General features: G+C 58.6%; 9 protein-coding genes. 5 read left to right on the top strand and 4 right to left on the bottom strand.

Annotated elements, in window-relative coordinates; genetic code table 11:
* Nucleotides 1–195 precede the first annotated feature (195 nt).
* From ACZBJS_RS23420 to ACZBJS_RS23405, 4 genes are all read left to right on the top strand, one after another.
* A complete protein-coding gene (locus tag ACZBJS_RS23420; protein ID WP_463439262.1) occupies nucleotides 196–1,320 on the top strand; it encodes a M20 family metallopeptidase in 1,125 nt (374 codons plus the stop codon).
* 796 nt (nucleotides 1,321–2,116) lie between these two features.
* Nucleotides 2,117–2,392, top strand: coding sequence for a hypothetical protein (locus tag ACZBJS_RS23415; RefSeq protein WP_229157688.1), 276 nt, complete (start codon nucleotides 2,117–2,119; stop codon nucleotides 2,390–2,392).
* A 129-nt stretch (nucleotides 2,393–2,521) separates the two neighbouring features.
* On the top strand, nucleotides 2,522–4,057 hold the full coding sequence (locus tag ACZBJS_RS23410) for a class I adenylate-forming enzyme family protein (protein ID WP_463439261.1): 1,536 nt from the start codon (nucleotides 2,522–2,524) through the stop codon (nucleotides 4,055–4,057).
* Between the two features lie 185 nt (nucleotides 4,058–4,242).
* Complete coding sequence (locus ACZBJS_RS23405) at nucleotides 4,243–5,541, top strand: preATP grasp domain-containing protein (protein ID WP_463439260.1); 1,299 nt, start codon at nucleotides 4,243–4,245, stop codon at nucleotides 5,539–5,541.
* A 1,150-nt stretch (nucleotides 5,542–6,691) separates the two neighbouring features.
* Here the strand turns inward: ACZBJS_RS23405 and ACZBJS_RS23400 are convergent.
* The 3 genes from ACZBJS_RS23400 to ACZBJS_RS23390 form a co-directional block, all read right to left on the bottom strand.
* On the bottom strand, nucleotides 6,692–9,265 hold the full coding sequence (locus ACZBJS_RS23400) for a hypothetical protein (RefSeq protein WP_463439259.1): 2,574 nt from the start codon (nucleotides 9,263–9,265) through the stop codon (nucleotides 6,692–6,694).
* 724 nt (nucleotides 9,266–9,989) lie between these two features.
* Nucleotides 9,990–10,676 carry a 2OG-Fe(II) oxygenase gene (locus tag ACZBJS_RS23395; RefSeq protein ID WP_463439258.1) on the bottom strand — a complete coding sequence of 229 codons (687 nt, stop codon included), beginning with the start codon at nucleotides 10,674–10,676 and terminating at the stop codon, nucleotides 9,990–9,992.
* A gap of 5 nt (nucleotides 10,677–10,681) precedes the next feature.
* Nucleotides 10,682–11,905 (bottom strand): GFA family protein, encoded by a 1,224-nt coding sequence (locus ACZBJS_RS23390; RefSeq protein WP_463439257.1) that lies wholly within the window; start codon nucleotides 11,903–11,905, stop codon nucleotides 10,682–10,684.
* A gap of 1,090 nt (nucleotides 11,906–12,995) precedes the next feature.
* On the opposite strand from ACZBJS_RS23390, the gene tcuC reads away from it, so the two are divergent.
* On the top strand, nucleotides 12,996–14,348 hold the full coding sequence (tcuC, locus tag ACZBJS_RS23385; protein ID WP_463439256.1) for an MFS transporter: 1,353 nt from the start codon (nucleotides 12,996–12,998) through the stop codon (nucleotides 14,346–14,348).
* 92 nt (nucleotides 14,349–14,440) lie between these two features.
* On the opposite strand, the gene ACZBJS_RS23380 is transcribed toward tcuC, so the two are convergent.
* Nucleotides 14,441–15,283 carry an electron transfer flavoprotein subunit beta/FixA family protein gene (locus ACZBJS_RS23380; RefSeq protein ID WP_463439255.1) on the bottom strand — a complete coding sequence of 281 codons (843 nt, stop codon included), beginning with the start codon at nucleotides 15,281–15,283 and terminating at the stop codon, nucleotides 14,441–14,443.
* Between the last annotated feature and the right edge of the window lie 209 nt (nucleotides 15,284–15,492).

Below are 15,492 nucleotides of genomic sequence, written 5' to 3'. Positions count from 1 at the left end.
AGCCCCGACGTAAACTACCAGCTTTGGTAGCTCAGTTCTCCTCGGCAGGCGCGTAGCATCAGTGTCGCGGCAGGATCATGGTTTAAAGGCGCACTGCGTCACAATCTTCGTGCTCGATCCTGAAGCGAGCAAGTGGGTCGTACCATGACCTTGCGCGAGTGATGAAAGTCGAGATTCGAGGGGCATCAGACAACTATGTCCAGTTACCCGTTTGAAACCTCCGCGATCCTCGATGGCATCCGTCGCTGGGTCGAGATCGAGTCCCCGACGGAACAGCCGGATCAGCTCAACAAGCTGGCTGACGTCGTCGCGGCCGGCTATCGCGACCTGCCGGCCACCATCGAGCGCATTGCGGGACGTGAGGGTTGCGGCGATCACCTGGTCACGCGCTCGTCCTGGGGACAGGGCGTGCCGGGCATTCTGGTGTTGAGCCATCTCGACACAGTTCATCCGATGGGATTCATAAGACGACTACCGTTCAAGATCAACGGTGACAGCGCGTTCGGCCCCGGCATCTACGACATGAAGGGCGGCGCCTATCTCGCCTATCATGCATTTCGGCAGATCTGCGCCGACGACGCGCGCCCGCCGCTCGGCATCACCCAGCTCTACGTGTCGGACGAGGAGATCGGCAGTCCGACCTCGCGGGCGCTGATCGAGGCCGAGGGCCGCAAGGCAAAATACGTGCTGGTGACCGAACCAGCGCGCGACGGCGGCAAGATCGTCACCGGGCGGAAGGGTGTTGGCCGCTTCGACGTGTTCATCAAGGGCGCGCCGGCGCACGCCGGCACGCGCCCCGAGGACGGCCGCAGCGCGATCCGGGAGCTCGGCAATGTGATCCAGACGCTCGAGGCGATGAACGATCTTTCGCGCGGCATCACCGTCAACGTTGGCGTCGTCCGCGGCGGCACCAAGCCGAACGTAATTGCCGAACAGGCCTATGCGGAAGTCGACCTGCGCGTGCCGACTATGGCTCACGCAGACGAGTTGGTGCCGAGAATTCTCCGAATGACCTCGCGCACCGATGGCGTTCGCCTGAAAGTATCGGGCGGCTTGAACCGTCCTCCCTATGAGAAGAGCAAGGCCGGCGCTACGCTCTACGAACATGCCAGGCAACTTGCCGCTGAGATTGGTTTCGAGCTGCTCGACGCGTTCAGCGGCGGCGGCTCCGACGCCAATTTCACCGCGCCGCATACCGCAACCCTCGATGGCCTCGGCGTAGACGGCAAGGGCGCGCACACGCATTACGAGCAACTCTATATTTCATCGATCGAACCTCGCGCGCGGCTGCTGTATCGCCTCTATCAGACACTGCGATAATCCACGCATCGGTAGGCGAGCGAACTTAAGCGGAGGGTGTCGCGCAATCGGCTCCTGGTGGCGAGCGCTCGATCGCTGGATGTGCGAGCCTTTTCGACAAGGGCCCTGCCAGCCGCAGGACCATTCTCATGGGAGCGCGACTTTCTGACGCAGATCGCGCGCTAGAAGCTCTCCACCCGTCGCGGAGGTCCGTCCCGACATACCCTTTGGCATGTTCACGCGAGGTTGTCAGAAAGGGCTTGAACCGGACGTAACGTTAAGTTGTACGATCTTGCGGTCGGCACGCATCTTCATCCGCCGCCGGGACTGGAAGGATTAACGAATGTCTGAGCTGGTCAGAACAACCCCGCACTGGTTGGTCATGATCTTCATTTCTGACGGCCTTTTGGTCGAAACAGTGACGCAGCGCGTCTTGACCGCAGCCTTACGGCTCGCGGCTAGTTGCAAATGGTTGGGCATTGCAGAACCGCAACACTGTGGCTGCCGCAAGCCGGGCCTGCAGCGAGCAGGTGACGTCGGACGAGATCAATGCAGGGTTCGGTGCAGCGCCACTGCAGGGCGCGGCCTCTTCACGATATTGAACCCGCCCCCCTCTTCTGGCGGGACACAGCCCCAGAAGCAGTCCGCCGAACCGGCTCTTCGCTCCGCTCATGCCGGCCTGTCGGCACATTCTCGTCGCGCAGATGTGCGACAGGCCGTGAGCCTCCAGAGGTTTTCAAAGGGCCCCAGCTGCAAGTGTCACTCGGCGTGACCGGAACGGCACCGAAGAGATTGCTTCGTATCCTGGAGCAGCAAGTTGAAAGAGCCTGACGGCGTCAACAAGGTCTTGTTGATCGACCATATTGAAGGCCAATGCCGGGCCATCATCGGCTTCAAGGATGGAGATACCAGAGCTGCCTATATGTGCGGCGAGCCTGTCTGTCAAAGACCGGGCAAGAAACAGTCGTCATGGTGCGCCTACCACTACCGGCAGATGCACACGACCGCCGCCGAGCCGAACAGAATGAGTAATCAGTCGCCAGCGATTCGCCAGGCAATATCCGTTGATCGCAACCGTGACAATAATCCGTAGCTGCGTTGTCCTGCCGAAGGGTGTGATTGTCGCTTGTGCAACGGGCACCGAACCATCCGGTGGGACTCGCGACCGCGTTGCGAGGCCTGTGCGAACCGTTGCGCGGAGCTGGATCATATGGAGATTTAGTTGGACCTCTGCACACTAGTTGAACGCAACGCAGCGTATGCTCCTGATAAAGCCGCCATCCGTTTCGAGGGGCAGACTCTAAGCTACGCGAGCCTCAATCGCCGGATAGGACGGGCGGCTTGCGCCCTCAAGAGCCAGTTCGGGGTAGAGCGAGGAGACCGGATCGCGATCCTTAGCCTGAACCGACCAGACTATCTCGTGCTGCTGTATGCGTGCGCGCGGCTCGGCGCAATTCTCGTACCTTTAAATTGGCGCCTCGCGCCCGCCGAGCAGCTGTTTATTCTGTCCGACTCAGGAGCAAACGTGTTGCTAGTTGAGCGGTCCTTCGACGCAGTCTTGCCTGTTGTCGCGAGGCAACTGCCTTCTGTTTCTGTTGTCGGGCTAGACTTCGCACCTATCGGCGGAAACAAACTGGACGATCTTCTGGACGCAGACTGTGGTGACGGACGCAATCCAGGTGTGGACCTGTCTTGCCCGCTTTTGATCGTCTACACTTCGGGCACGACAGGACGGCCGAAGGGCGCCGTACTGCGTCAGGAAGCGCTACTCTGGAACGGCGTCATGAGTCAGCACATGCATGACCTCACCTCGGCCGATCACGCCTTGACTGTCCTGCCACTGTTCCACGTCGGTGGACTAAACATCCATACGACGCCCAGTTTGCATCACGGCGCGACGGTTACTATCCACAGCCGCTTTACACCGGAGACCACTCTCGACGCGTTCGAGCGCGATCGACCCACGCTGGCAGTTTTGGTGCCCGCCATGATGCGAGGCCTGACCGAGAATGCCCGATGGGATAGCACCGACCTCTCCGCGCTCAGGGCAATCTGTACCGGATCTACTATGGTGCCCCACGATCTTGTCGAGCTCTTTGTCGCGCGCGGGGTGCCGGTCCTGCAGGTTTACGGTTCGACGGAGACCTGCCCGATCGCTGTGTATACTAAGCTCGGCGGGGGTCTCGTGCCAGAGGGATCGAGCGGCCTCGCAGGTCTGTGTTGCGAAGCTGCGATCATAGATGATGCTGGGCACACGCTGCCGGCCGGTGGCGCAGGCGAGATCGCAGTACGTGGGCCCAACGTCTTCTGCGGATACTGGGAGGATCAAGAGGCAACCCGCAAGGCTCTGAACGGTGGCTGGTATCGCACCGGCGACATTGGTAGTCGCGACGCCGACGGGTATTTTTGGGTGCATGACCGCAAGAAGAACCTGATCATTTCCGGTGGAGAGAACATCTATCCGGCCGAAGTTGAACGTGTGCTTGTTGGTCATCCGGATGTTGCAGATTGCGCCGTCATCGGTCGACCGCATCCGCGTTGGGAAGAAGTACCGGTCGCCTATGTAATCAGGCGACCGGGCGCCCGAATCGAAGCAGAAGCGCTGATGGCGCATGTCCGGTCGCAGCTCGCCCGTTTCAAGGTACCGCACGAGATCATTTTCACGCCAGAGCTGCCGAAAACCGCGTTGGGCAAGGTCCAGCATTTCATGCTGAAGAAGGCTGGCGCGGGATCAAGCTGCAAAGGGAATGGCAATTGAGTTCGGCGGATTGCACGCAAGCTGTACTTCTCAGCGACCCCGCAGGTGACATCGTGACGGCGCAAGATGAGATTTTCCGCCTGGTCATCTACAGGCTGTGCTGCAGCGACTTCGCCATTGTTGACCGTCTCTCGCTCTGATCACATCCCAATGCGCAAAGGTCACTGATGCCGCGGATCATAATCATGAATGCCGGCACGGCGCAAATGTCGGGCTCCGATCTGGTAGCAGCTCAACTTTCGCTTGCCGGCAACTCGGTTTACCGTTCGGCGTGGTTTGCTCAGGAGGGCGATCTGATAGTGTCCCCCCTATCTATCCCGACGGATCTGCTCTCCTACGTTGGCGCGACGCTTAATTTCGACGCCTCCAGTCTTTCATTGCTTGTACCTGGAGGCGGCCGCGAAGCGCCGATCCTCAACGATTACGCACTGCTGTCCAACAGCATGGTTGAGCAAATCAACAGGCATATTCGTCAGAAATCATCCTGGAGCATGTATCCCTGCTACTCCAGCGAAGGCGTGGCGCGGCTGGCGTCCGTGCTGGGTATACAGCAGACTGGCGACGAATTCGCTCTGCAGCGTGGGCCTGATCTATTGAACCGCAAGAGCCACTTCCGTCAACTGTCGACAAGTGTCGCACTTCCGTTGCCCAATGGTTCCATAACGACGAATTCGAACGAACTGTTCCGAGCGGTCAACTCGCTCCGGCACGAAACCGGCAGGGTCATTGTGAAGCTGGACAATGGGGCCGGCGGGGTCGGAAATGTCATTCTGAGCAGCAATGAAGACGGTCCGCTACCCGGGGCGAGAGAGACCCGACAGATTGCCTGGCCGTCGTTCGATCCGGACGCACTTTGGTCTGAGATGACAACTGCGTCATGCAAGACGCTGGTGGTCGAATCGTACCACTTGGCGCGAACTCCGTTCTATCTCGAGTATGAAATCGAGCGTGATGGCTCAATCACTTTCATCAACAGTGGGAATATTCGACTACGCCGGAGCACCGATCGATCTGAACGGGCTCTGATCTGGACAGGACTTGAGCTTCCAAGCGATCTGGGGAATGAGCAATGGTTGACTGCGCAGGCGCATGCCTACCGATTCGTATCCCTTGTCCGCAATCTAGGATATCGCGGACCAATTAACATTGACGCCATTTTCGCGAACGACGGACGGCTGCTATTCAATGAAGCGAACGGCCGCTGGGGTGGCGGCTCAGTGTTGCACAGCATTGCCGTCCGGCTCCTGGGCTTCGACTACTCCGGCTCCTACGTTATTTCATCCGTGAGGAACGTTCGATCGAGTTCGCTCCGGGCTGCACATGAACGTTTCGCCAAGGAGGGTTTTCTATTCGATGGCACACGCAAGCAGGGCGTGATCCCGCTTGCCGTTGACGAGGAGGCTGGCACGGTGGAGTGCCTCGTGATTGCGTACGACCGGCCCGCCGCCGGCGATCTGAAGCAACGGCTCCTCACACTGGTTTGATTGGAATCACAGTAACCACATCTATCCTGCCACTCCATTCATTCGAACTTGCCCCTGCTTCCGGTAGCGTGCTGGAGAACGGTACCTGGAAGGTGATCCGAAATCCGCGTCCGTCTCGCCTGATGCGGATATCCGTTGCCGGCTGCGCTGTTCAACCGAGAGGCTGATCCGGGCGAAAACCGGCGGTCCGATGGAGTCCGTCAGCGCAAGCCGCGATCAGTCCTGAGGCGATCCCGAAGTGCCGGTCGATCGGCGATGAGGCGCTCGAGGTGCAGCGGCTCACGGTCCGGCCGCTCTCCTTGCGCCAATCGTCCGACAGCGCTCGCGTCGCGTGCTCCACGAAGACTCCGCATTCATAACCGTTCTGCTGCTGGGCCATCCGGGCCGCTTGAAAACGGGAGCCGAGACGTGCTGCGAGCTGTTCTGCAACGGCACTGTTGCGAAGCCCGGCAGAGTCATAGTGATAGGACCAGCTCGAGGTGGATCCAGCTGTTGCCGGCCGTGCTACTTGCTCTGCCTCCGGCGCGCGCTCGGGGCTGGCTAACCCGGACCACGCCGGAAGGCCTTCCAACGCCCCCAAAGCTGATCCTGATCGTAAGCCGTCGGCAGAAGCAATGGCCAGCTGACAGGTCCCTGCGGTGGTCCTTGCTGCGAAGCGGCGTCCACAACGTCCCCCGAGGCAGCTTGTGGCGCCGTCCCGTAGCCTTGTCCACTCTGTTCCTGTGAGACGGAAGCATCCGGCTGATTGGCTGGAGGCTGCGCCAACGCTTCGGCTTCTGAAACGCTGATCTGGCTCGACTGCTGCTCGAACGCGCCGTTTTGCGGAGCATTGTCGATCCTCTGCCTCTTCGCCGGTCTGGCGCCCGCCACCTCGTGCACATCATCACCAAGAACGTGCTCGGGTGGAGAGGAAATCGCCCCAATCAGGTGCATTGACCAGCCCGTCTGCGGCAATCGCATTCACGTAGTTCTCGCTCAAGGGGTCCAGGTGCTCACCGGGATCTGGAGCCTCGTGAGGGTGCGGACTCCGCGCGAGCAGCGAGAGGGTGCTGGCTGCAGGCGGTACCGCCGAGAGATGATCGTACTCTTCCGTGGCAACATCCACAGGCGAATTGGCGGCTCCTAGTGGTGCATTGTCCGGCGCAGCTTATCAGATGTGCGCCTTGAGTTCCATGGCGCGAACACCTGCGGCCGATTTGGCCAGATGTGCCAGTGCCGCACTGGTCTTTGCATGACCGCCGGACCTCTTGTAGGCCTCGACATCCTCATCCAGCGACTCGTCGGATAGTCGGGCGGCAATGCTCTGCTTGCGGTTTTGGCGCAAGTAATTGCTGAAACCGATAAGGAAAGATGCATAGTTTCTGGCAGTCGGCCGGGATTCTGCGGCTTTGTAGTCTTTGATCAAGTCCGCATCTTCGGGATAAGGGCTGAGCTCAGCACGGGGCTTCCTCGGCGCAATCCCGGCAGCCGACTGAGAGGCCCGCAGATGAGCCAGTGACGCCGCGATCTGCCGCTCGCCTCCATTCGCCTTAAATGACGCGGCATCTTTATCAAGCGACTCCTCGCCGGTCCGGGCGGCAATCGCCGGTTTGTTATTTGCTAACAGCCACTGGCTCAATTTGCGAATATGACGGGCGATCGCCTGGGCGCTTGCCTCTTCGTACCTGGCTGCGACGAGTGCCTTCTCGAGCGCCGAAACAAGCTGCGCGTCTTCGGGATGGAAGAGGTTCGCGACCGTTTTGGCGCGACTTGCATTGGGCGCAATTCCGTCTGCCGACCGCGAGGCCCGCAGATGTCCCAGTGCCGTGAGAGCGCGCCGTTTGCCACTCTTGTCAAAAGCTGCTGCATCCTCATCCAGCGACTTATCGTAAAGCCTGGCAGCAATGGCCAGCTTTTCGTTTGCAACAAGCCATCGGCTGAATCTTCGGAGAATCCGTACATTGGTTTGGGCGGTGATCTTCTCGAACTTCGCCTTGATGAGTGAGTTCTCAAGCCCGGAAATGAGCGGCGCATCCTCAGCATGCAGAGATGCAGGTTTTCTCGCACCGGTCCGCAAATGCTTTAGCGCGGCACGGATCGCCTTGGAGCCACCGGACTGCCTATAGAGATCCATATCTTCGATGAGCGACTCATCCTTATCCCGCCCATCCTCGTCAAGGCGAGCGATAATGCTCTGCCTGTTGTTTTCGCGCAGGTAGTGACTGAAATCGGTCACAACAATTGCATAGGTCCTGGCAATCTTTGATGAGCCGGCGGCCGCCGCGTCTTCCTTGTACTGCTTGATGAGTGCTGCGTCGCCCAGATAGGCTTGTAGGTCAGGTTTGCCTGCGACCGGCACAACTCCGCCCGCTGCCTGAGAGGTCCGCAGATGAGCCAGTGCCGTACGCACGTTCGTGGCACCGCCCGTTGCTATGAATTCCTCGATCTCTTCATCCAGCATCTCGTGGTCGAGCCGTTCAGCTATTCCCGACCTGTCGTTGGCAAAGAGCCAGCGGTCGAAGCCTAAAAGATAATCGACACTGCTCCTGGCTGTGCTTTCGGCGGCCCCGCCCCTGAGGAGTGCTTCCCTGACCCCGAGAATGAGGGGAATATCCTCAGAATAAAGAAGATCGGCGCTGTGCCCGACCTGGCCTGCTTGCCGCGCCAGGTAAGCCGAGGGGCTCGGTTGATCCATGACGCTCGAGGACGTATCCTGCTCGTGACCTTGCGCAGGCAGCATCTCTGGCCAGCTGACCGTTCGCTGCCACACGCTGTCGGGTGCAACGGCGTCTGCCGACCGCATTTCACCCGTTACGGCCAAGGCTTCCGAATCGGGACGACTACCGCCATCAAGCTCGACCGCGTCATCACCAGCCAGTGTCTTTCGCAAGTCGGCCAGTGCAGCTCGAACCTTGGGGTGATAACCAGGGGTGGCCTCATAGCGCATGAGGTCTTCATCCAGCGACATGTCGTGAAGCCGGGCAGCGATGGCGGGCTTGGCATTGTTACGCAGGTACTTACTGAATCTGCCTAGGGCAGTTCCATACTTGTATGCCGTCGCCACTTCTTTCTTGCGCTCGTTAATGACAGTCGATTTGTACTCCTTGATGAGCTCGGCGTCCTGAGCAAAAGGGCTAGCCCGCGACGGGATCAGCTCCACTCCGCCCGCCACCTGAGAGGTCCGCAGATGGCCGAGCGCAGTTAGGATACCTCGCTCGCCACTCTCTTTGAAAGCCGCTGCATCGCTGTTCAGCGTACTGTCGTGAAGACGCTCGGCAATTCCCCGCTTGCTGTGTTTGACGAGCCAGCGTCCAAATCTGAGAAGCGAATCGACGTGCCCCCTAGCCGTTCGCACCTTGAATCTGCGCTTGATGAGTGCCTCTCTCAGTCCCTCTACGAGATGCACATCTTCAGAATAAAGGGGCTCACTGCTACGGCCTGCGAAAGCCCACACTGCCTGGCTCGGCTGCTGCACGGAGGGCACCAGCATCGGCCGCGAGCTTCCGCCATGCGATAGCGTCGAATATTCATGCTCATCGCTCTCCGTGAGGGGCAGCTCCTCGCGTCGCGATGCGCCGACCCGCTGGGCGGAGGTCTGCTCCGGCACGCCACTACCCGCATTGGCGATCTCTCTCAGCTGTTGTTCGAACGCCGCCGCGTCCGCCGAGGGGGAGATCGAGGAGTTGTCTTGCGCGCCCGCGCTACCCGACTGCTGACGCGCGCGACCAGGAGAGGGAAAGTTCATACGCGTTGTCACTTTCGACGGTGAAATATCCGAGCCTCGGCTACAGCATGGGACAATCGGGCAATCGAGCGAGTGCGAATAGAGCATCAGCTAAACGCTTTTATTCGTCTGCCCTTTGCAATAAACTCTGGTTTCGCATACACGGTCCCAAAGGGTCCCAGCGTCCAGCTGTTTTGCTAGGTCGGATAGCTGTCGAGAACCTGACGACCCCGTAACTTTCTACGAGCGGCGCGGCAACACCATCGCGCACGCGCCGGCCCCCCCGTTCGAAAACAGTGACGAGGTCCTGCCGCAATGTTGTCCCCGCTATTTTTATGAGACAGGTTGCGCGATTCCGTCGATCGTGGCTTCCATGGCTCCAATCAGCATTTTGGCGGCCGCGGCGAAAGGCAGCCTGTCGCGCGGATGTTTGCGCCGATTCCCTTAAGCCAGCGCAATTTCGGTCGCCAAATTCCACCATCCGCCGCCACGCTCATTCCAGCAAGCGGATCAGGTGACGATGAGCGCCAGCGAACGCATCTCCGCGCTGGCCCTCCAAACAAATGGACCCAGCAAAAACGTGTTTACTGCTCGAAGAACCTGGTTTCCGCTTTGACCAACGTCTTGGCGCACCTCGCAGCGATGGACCACCTCGCAGGACAGATTTTCTGCAAGATGGGTGCGATCTGTCGATCTCACCGTCTGAAAGCTCTTCCGCCACTAGACTTATTCGCAAGTATTCGAGTTAACTTGCTTCATGGCCGCTGGTAGAGCTTTCGATGACGCGCCGGTTTGTGCCGCTGCGCTTCGAACAGAAGTAGACCAGCGACCGGCGCTCCCCGGCGGATACAGGCTTCACCTCATGGCGCAGCCTACATGTTGTGACAAGCACCGCACCAAACGGTGGTCGAAACACCTGCTGCTCGTACGCGCTCGGATATACGACGAATTCGCCACCCTCAAAATCTTGCGCGAGCTGCACAATTACGGAGTACTCAAAGTCTGGATCGCTCTCGGCATCCAGATGGATGCCAACAAACGAACCAGGAGGCATACGATGCAACTGACATCTGCGAATCACATATTCCGACGATGCTCCCAAGATCGTTTTTAATGCGAAGCCGCGGTCCTTCCTTTCAAGCAGATCGATAATTTGCCCCGGCGCCGCACCATCCACATTGCTGGGATTGCGGCCGGGCGGGTCCACCCTCACGCGTTTGACAAATACGTTGTGCGAGTCGCCAGCATCTCCCAACCGCACCTCTTCTTCGGGAATCTCAGCCTGCAGCTGATTGATCCTCGCCAGTTCATCTTGTGTAAATAACGTCTGGGGGCCGATCACGATCGTACCCTTCACCAGCAGCTCTATGCGGAATTTCGTCAGAGCCTCTTCTGAAAGTAGGCCCTTTCTGTTATTTGCTGAACGCGCCATTGGGTTCACTCCGGGGTTTGTTCTTCAATGCAGAGCCTCGGTCCTGTTTGCATCGAGCGGAATGCTTGTTCCCAATGCTCGCCATCGAACTCGTCTATTCTGATGCCTTCGATCGTTCTTTTATCCAGGCATCGAACATTGATGCTGAATCCGGAGGGGTTCGACCGCGGCCGATAGAATGGCTTGACGCCGCAAACCCGACAAAACGTATGCCGGGCGATGTTCTTGTTAAACTGGTAAGTGGTGAGGAACTCTTCGCCACATTCAATCGTGAGCCTATCGCCAGGTACCAGCAAGTGCGTAAATCCAGACATCTGACAGATCGAGCAATTGCATCGAACTGCCGAGAGCTGCCGCGGCGCCCGGACGCGGAATTTGACAGAACCACAGTGACAATGGCCGCGGTGTTCGATTTCAGCTCGGTCATTCTGCTCAAGTGAGACAATTCGGAGCAGATCGTGGCACCACTGCAAGTTCAGTCGATAGGCTCGATCGAACTCGTCCAGAAAGGAACCATTGCGATCAGCCGGGACAAGTTCGCCAATGAGGCGGCCTGTCATTTCTCCATGATACTGCTCGGCTGGATCGTTTCCACCGACGTGGCTGCGGAAGTACTCAAGATCGTCGGGCCTCGCATCAAAGGTTTTGACCGTGGTGGTCCACAGCGCCTGGATCATCTCCGCAGCGTGCAACTCAAAGGCGACCATGTAGGCGCAACGCACCACGGGGTCTCTTGCTGATAATCCGTCATAGAGGGAATGCAGGTACCGGTTCGTCGTCGTGCTATAGTTGGGACGTATTGCTCTGCCGAGCAGTCGCGATGCATCCCTTCTGAACAGGTTTGAGTGAAACTTTTCGGTCAGCAGAATGTCGGGTAGCGCCGCCTTGCCACCCTGGAGAATTCGGCCATAGCCGCCCGTCTCATCCCAGCAAATGAAGTTTGCGACGACGCTGGTCAGCTCAATATCCCTGGGAAGATCCCGATTATGATGCATTGCATCGAATATGAGATCCTTTTGCGATCCTGCCTGCAGGTAGGGAAACGCCTGCGACATCGCCAGGTATTCAGGTAGCAGGCTAGCAAACTGCTCTTCGGACAGCTCCTCAGCAAAGGGATGTGCGCCAAACAGAGCTCGCGCGCGCTCGGTCAAATGCGCGCAGAGGATCTGCGCAGGCTGATCCGGCGAAAATCGAGAAGCTTGAGAAGACGTCAATTGGACGATAGCCATGAGGGGAGACAAAGCCTTGAAGAAACGAATTCTCGTCGTGACCAACTATTGGCCAGTCGAGACAGAAGAACTCGTTGGCGTGATGGCGCTTGTGATTGCCGTCGCCCTCCAGGCGAACTCTACTCTTTGTGTCCTCGCGGCCACCCTTAGCCGGGTGTCTTGGGCCCAATCCTGTTCACACATGGAGCACGCCCAGTGATTGAAGCGGCGATAACCCTGTCGGATTACGATCCAGATCGGTCCAATTCCACGCATGGTTGGCGCCTCCAGGTATCACGCGCAGAATCATGGTGAGTTATTGGCCCGCGCAAACGCATCGGGATTTTTCGTACAGGAAGGGGCGTCCGCTTGCGCGTTCGTGCCTCGCTTGACGTCGGTCGTAAGATGCATCGAATCCTCGCGGTTTCTGCACATTGCTATTTCTGGCTGGCTACGCGCTTGGGACAGCGCTGCCGGAAAGAGGCGCACCTACCGCGCTCTTGAGAGCTTCGGCCGCGATCTGCACGAGACGTCGGCAGTTTGGTCGCCACGAGCATCTGAGGAAACACCGCCGCTGGTTCTTACCCGTTCCGCCTGCACTCGTCCGCTCCCGTTGTCTTGCACGTTTTCAGCAATCGCCGTGCCAAACCTGGTCTCACGCCATAAGTTTCGGAATTGTTTGGGAAAACGTTCATACCGGCTCGTCAGGGCAGGTGTCTTGAGTCTGACACGGTTTGCATGGCTGTCGGAAATCGAGCAGCGAACAAGTGCCAGCCTCTGCCCGCGAGGGGCATGCGTCCTTGACCGCCGAGATCGCCCCGACAAGCCTCATGGCTGCCGTGAGCCGGCAAACGAAATACTTTATGTATTTGTCAATTTTGGTTTGAAATGAAGTTAGCTTCGGCAATCGACGTTGAGATCTGCTGGTGCTCCGCGAACCGGCGGCGAAATATGTGCACTAACTAATCTAATTATCGCCGAAAATACGCCGAAAAGATCAGGCGCCTTCCGCGCGGCCGGTAATGTCACCAATGACAAAGTCACGGCCTGATGCAATTGGGCTGGCGTGAGGTTTTCCGAACCGGCCATTTTTGACGGGAAGGAAACTCGCGTGTCACAAACACTTATTCAGCACGGGACGGTTAAATCGCGCGTCAATGCGATCCTGCGCGCAACCAGCGGCAATTTCCTCGAGCAATTCGACTTTTTCCTGTTTGGCTTTTACGCCAGCGCTATCGGACGAGCCTTCTTCCCATCCGAAAGTGAAACAGCCTCGCTGCTCAACACCTTCGGCGTGTTCTGGCTGGGTGCCTTAATGCGTCCAGTAGGCGCAATCGTCCTCGGCGCCTATATCGACCAGATCGGTCGTCGAAAAGGCCTGGTCATCACGCTATCGATCATGGCGATCGGCACTGTCATCATCGCCTTCTGTCCTAGTTACGCGACCATTGGCATTGCTGCCCCGATTATCGTTTTGGCCGGACGGCTGCTCCAGGGTTTTTCCGCCGGCGTCGAGGTCGGCGGTGTTTCAGTCTACCTGGCGGAGATCGCAACCCCAGGCAATCGCGGCTTCTATACATCCTTTCAATCATCCAGCCAGCAGGTCGCGATCTTTGTCGCGGCGAGCGTGGGCTACCTGCTGAACGAGTCGATGCCGGCCGAAACCGTCGCCTCCTGGGGGTGGCGCATTCCGTTTTTTCTCGGCTGCCTTATCATCCCGCTTATCTTCCTTCTTCGTCGAACACTGGAGGAAACGCCGGAATTTCTGGCGATGAAGAAGCATCCGAAAGCCCGCGAGATCTTTGCCTCGGCGCTGGTCGGCTGGCGCATAGTCGTTCTCGGAATGATGATGGCGATCCTGAGTACAACGACCTTCTATTTCGTCACCGTTTACACGCCCACTTTCGGCAAGGCAGTCTTGAAGCTGTCCGCTCAGGACGCTCTCCTGGTGACGCTCCTGGTCGCCATGACCAATTTCATCTGGAATCCAATTGGCGGCGCCGTCTCCGACCGTATCGGCCGAAAGCCAGTTCTGCTCGCCATCGCCGGCCTTGCATTGATGACAGCGTATCCGGCTTTGCACTGGCTGGTAAGCGCTCCCACCTTCGGCAAGATGTTGGCGGTCGCGATGATGTTCTCGTTCTATTTTGGCACCTACAGCGGAACTATGTTGGGCGCGCTCGTTGAGATCGTGCCCGCGCATGTGCGCACAACTTGCTTTTCTCTGGCCTTTGCACTCGCGGCCGCCTTGTTTGGCACCTTCACACCATTGGCCTCGACCTGGCTCATTGAGCAAACCAACGACAAGGCTTCACCTGGGTATTGGCTGATGTTTTCAGCCGCGCTCGGCATCATCGCCGCACTGACGATCTATCGGGGTACCTCCAAACCGTCGAGAATCGCCGACCATTCACACCCTGAACCAAATGACAGCACTTTGAGCGTGCAGACGGCATCGCCCTAGCATGATGCTCCTGGATGCAGACGAGTTTCGTCGTCGCCACCGCCACGTCGAAGCTCGCCTTGTGTTATGGTCTGGCTGGCCTTCTATCCAGATCAAGCATCGCGGGCTGATGCCGCAAGGTCGACTTCGAGTTTCGGCTGACGCTTGAAAATGGCTTCTATCAGCGCCTGCGCCGGTTGCTCTGCGGCCTCAACCAAGGCCGCCTTCTCAGCGCGTGCAGATGGCGCGAATACTCGCTTGACGACGGTCGGCGAGCCCTTGAGACCGCATTTGGAGATGTCCTCGACGCCGGCGTCGTGCGCGCTCCATCTCACGATCGGCGCCCGTGCGGCACGTAGAGCATCCGCCATCGCGCCACGCCGAATCTGGTTTGTCGCCTCCAGCATGGTGACGAGACAGGGAAGCCGAGTGTGCAGCACCTGGACGCCACCTTCGGAACGTCGTTCCGCTTCGATTGTGTGTGCGGCGAGATCCAGGGATCTGACTTTGGCGACGTAGGTAAGCTGCAGCACGCCCAACCGTTTTGCGATGCCGGGCCCAACCTGCGCGGTATCACCGTCGATGGTCTGCTTGCCCGTGAAGATGAGGTTTACCGGGCCATATTCCTTACCAATCTTCCGGATGGCTGTTGCCAGCGCATACGTCGTGGCAAGGGTGTCGGAGCCCGCAAAGCATCGATCGGTGAGCAGTACGGCGCGATCGGCGCCATAGGTCAGCGCCTTCCTCAAAGAGTCTTCCGCCGACGGCGGGCCCATTGTAAGCACGGTTATTTCGCCGCCGAACCGATCGCGCAGTTCCAGCGCGGCCTCAAGCGCAAAGAGGTCATATGGGTTGATGATTGTCGGCACGCCCTGACGCATGATTGTATTGGTAACGGGGTGCACACGGATCTGCGCAGAGTCAGGAACCTGTTTGATGCAGACGACATTGTGCACGGAGTTGCTCCAAAAGTTGCGACAGCTGCGAAGAGGACAGCAAGTCTCGTACCATCACGACACTCCTTGGACTTTGCTCGCTATTTCAAAGGCCTGGACCGAACCGATCGAGCGATCTGGCCCGCCTTTGCGAGGGAATACCGACATGCGTCCAGGCCGCGACATCCCCGTGCCGCCGCCGGGCACGTCAGGTAAATGACGCCAAGATC

This window comes from Bradyrhizobium sp. KZN70725 (genome assembly GCF_055264925.1).
This window is presented reverse-complemented; position numbering and strand designations above follow the sequence as displayed.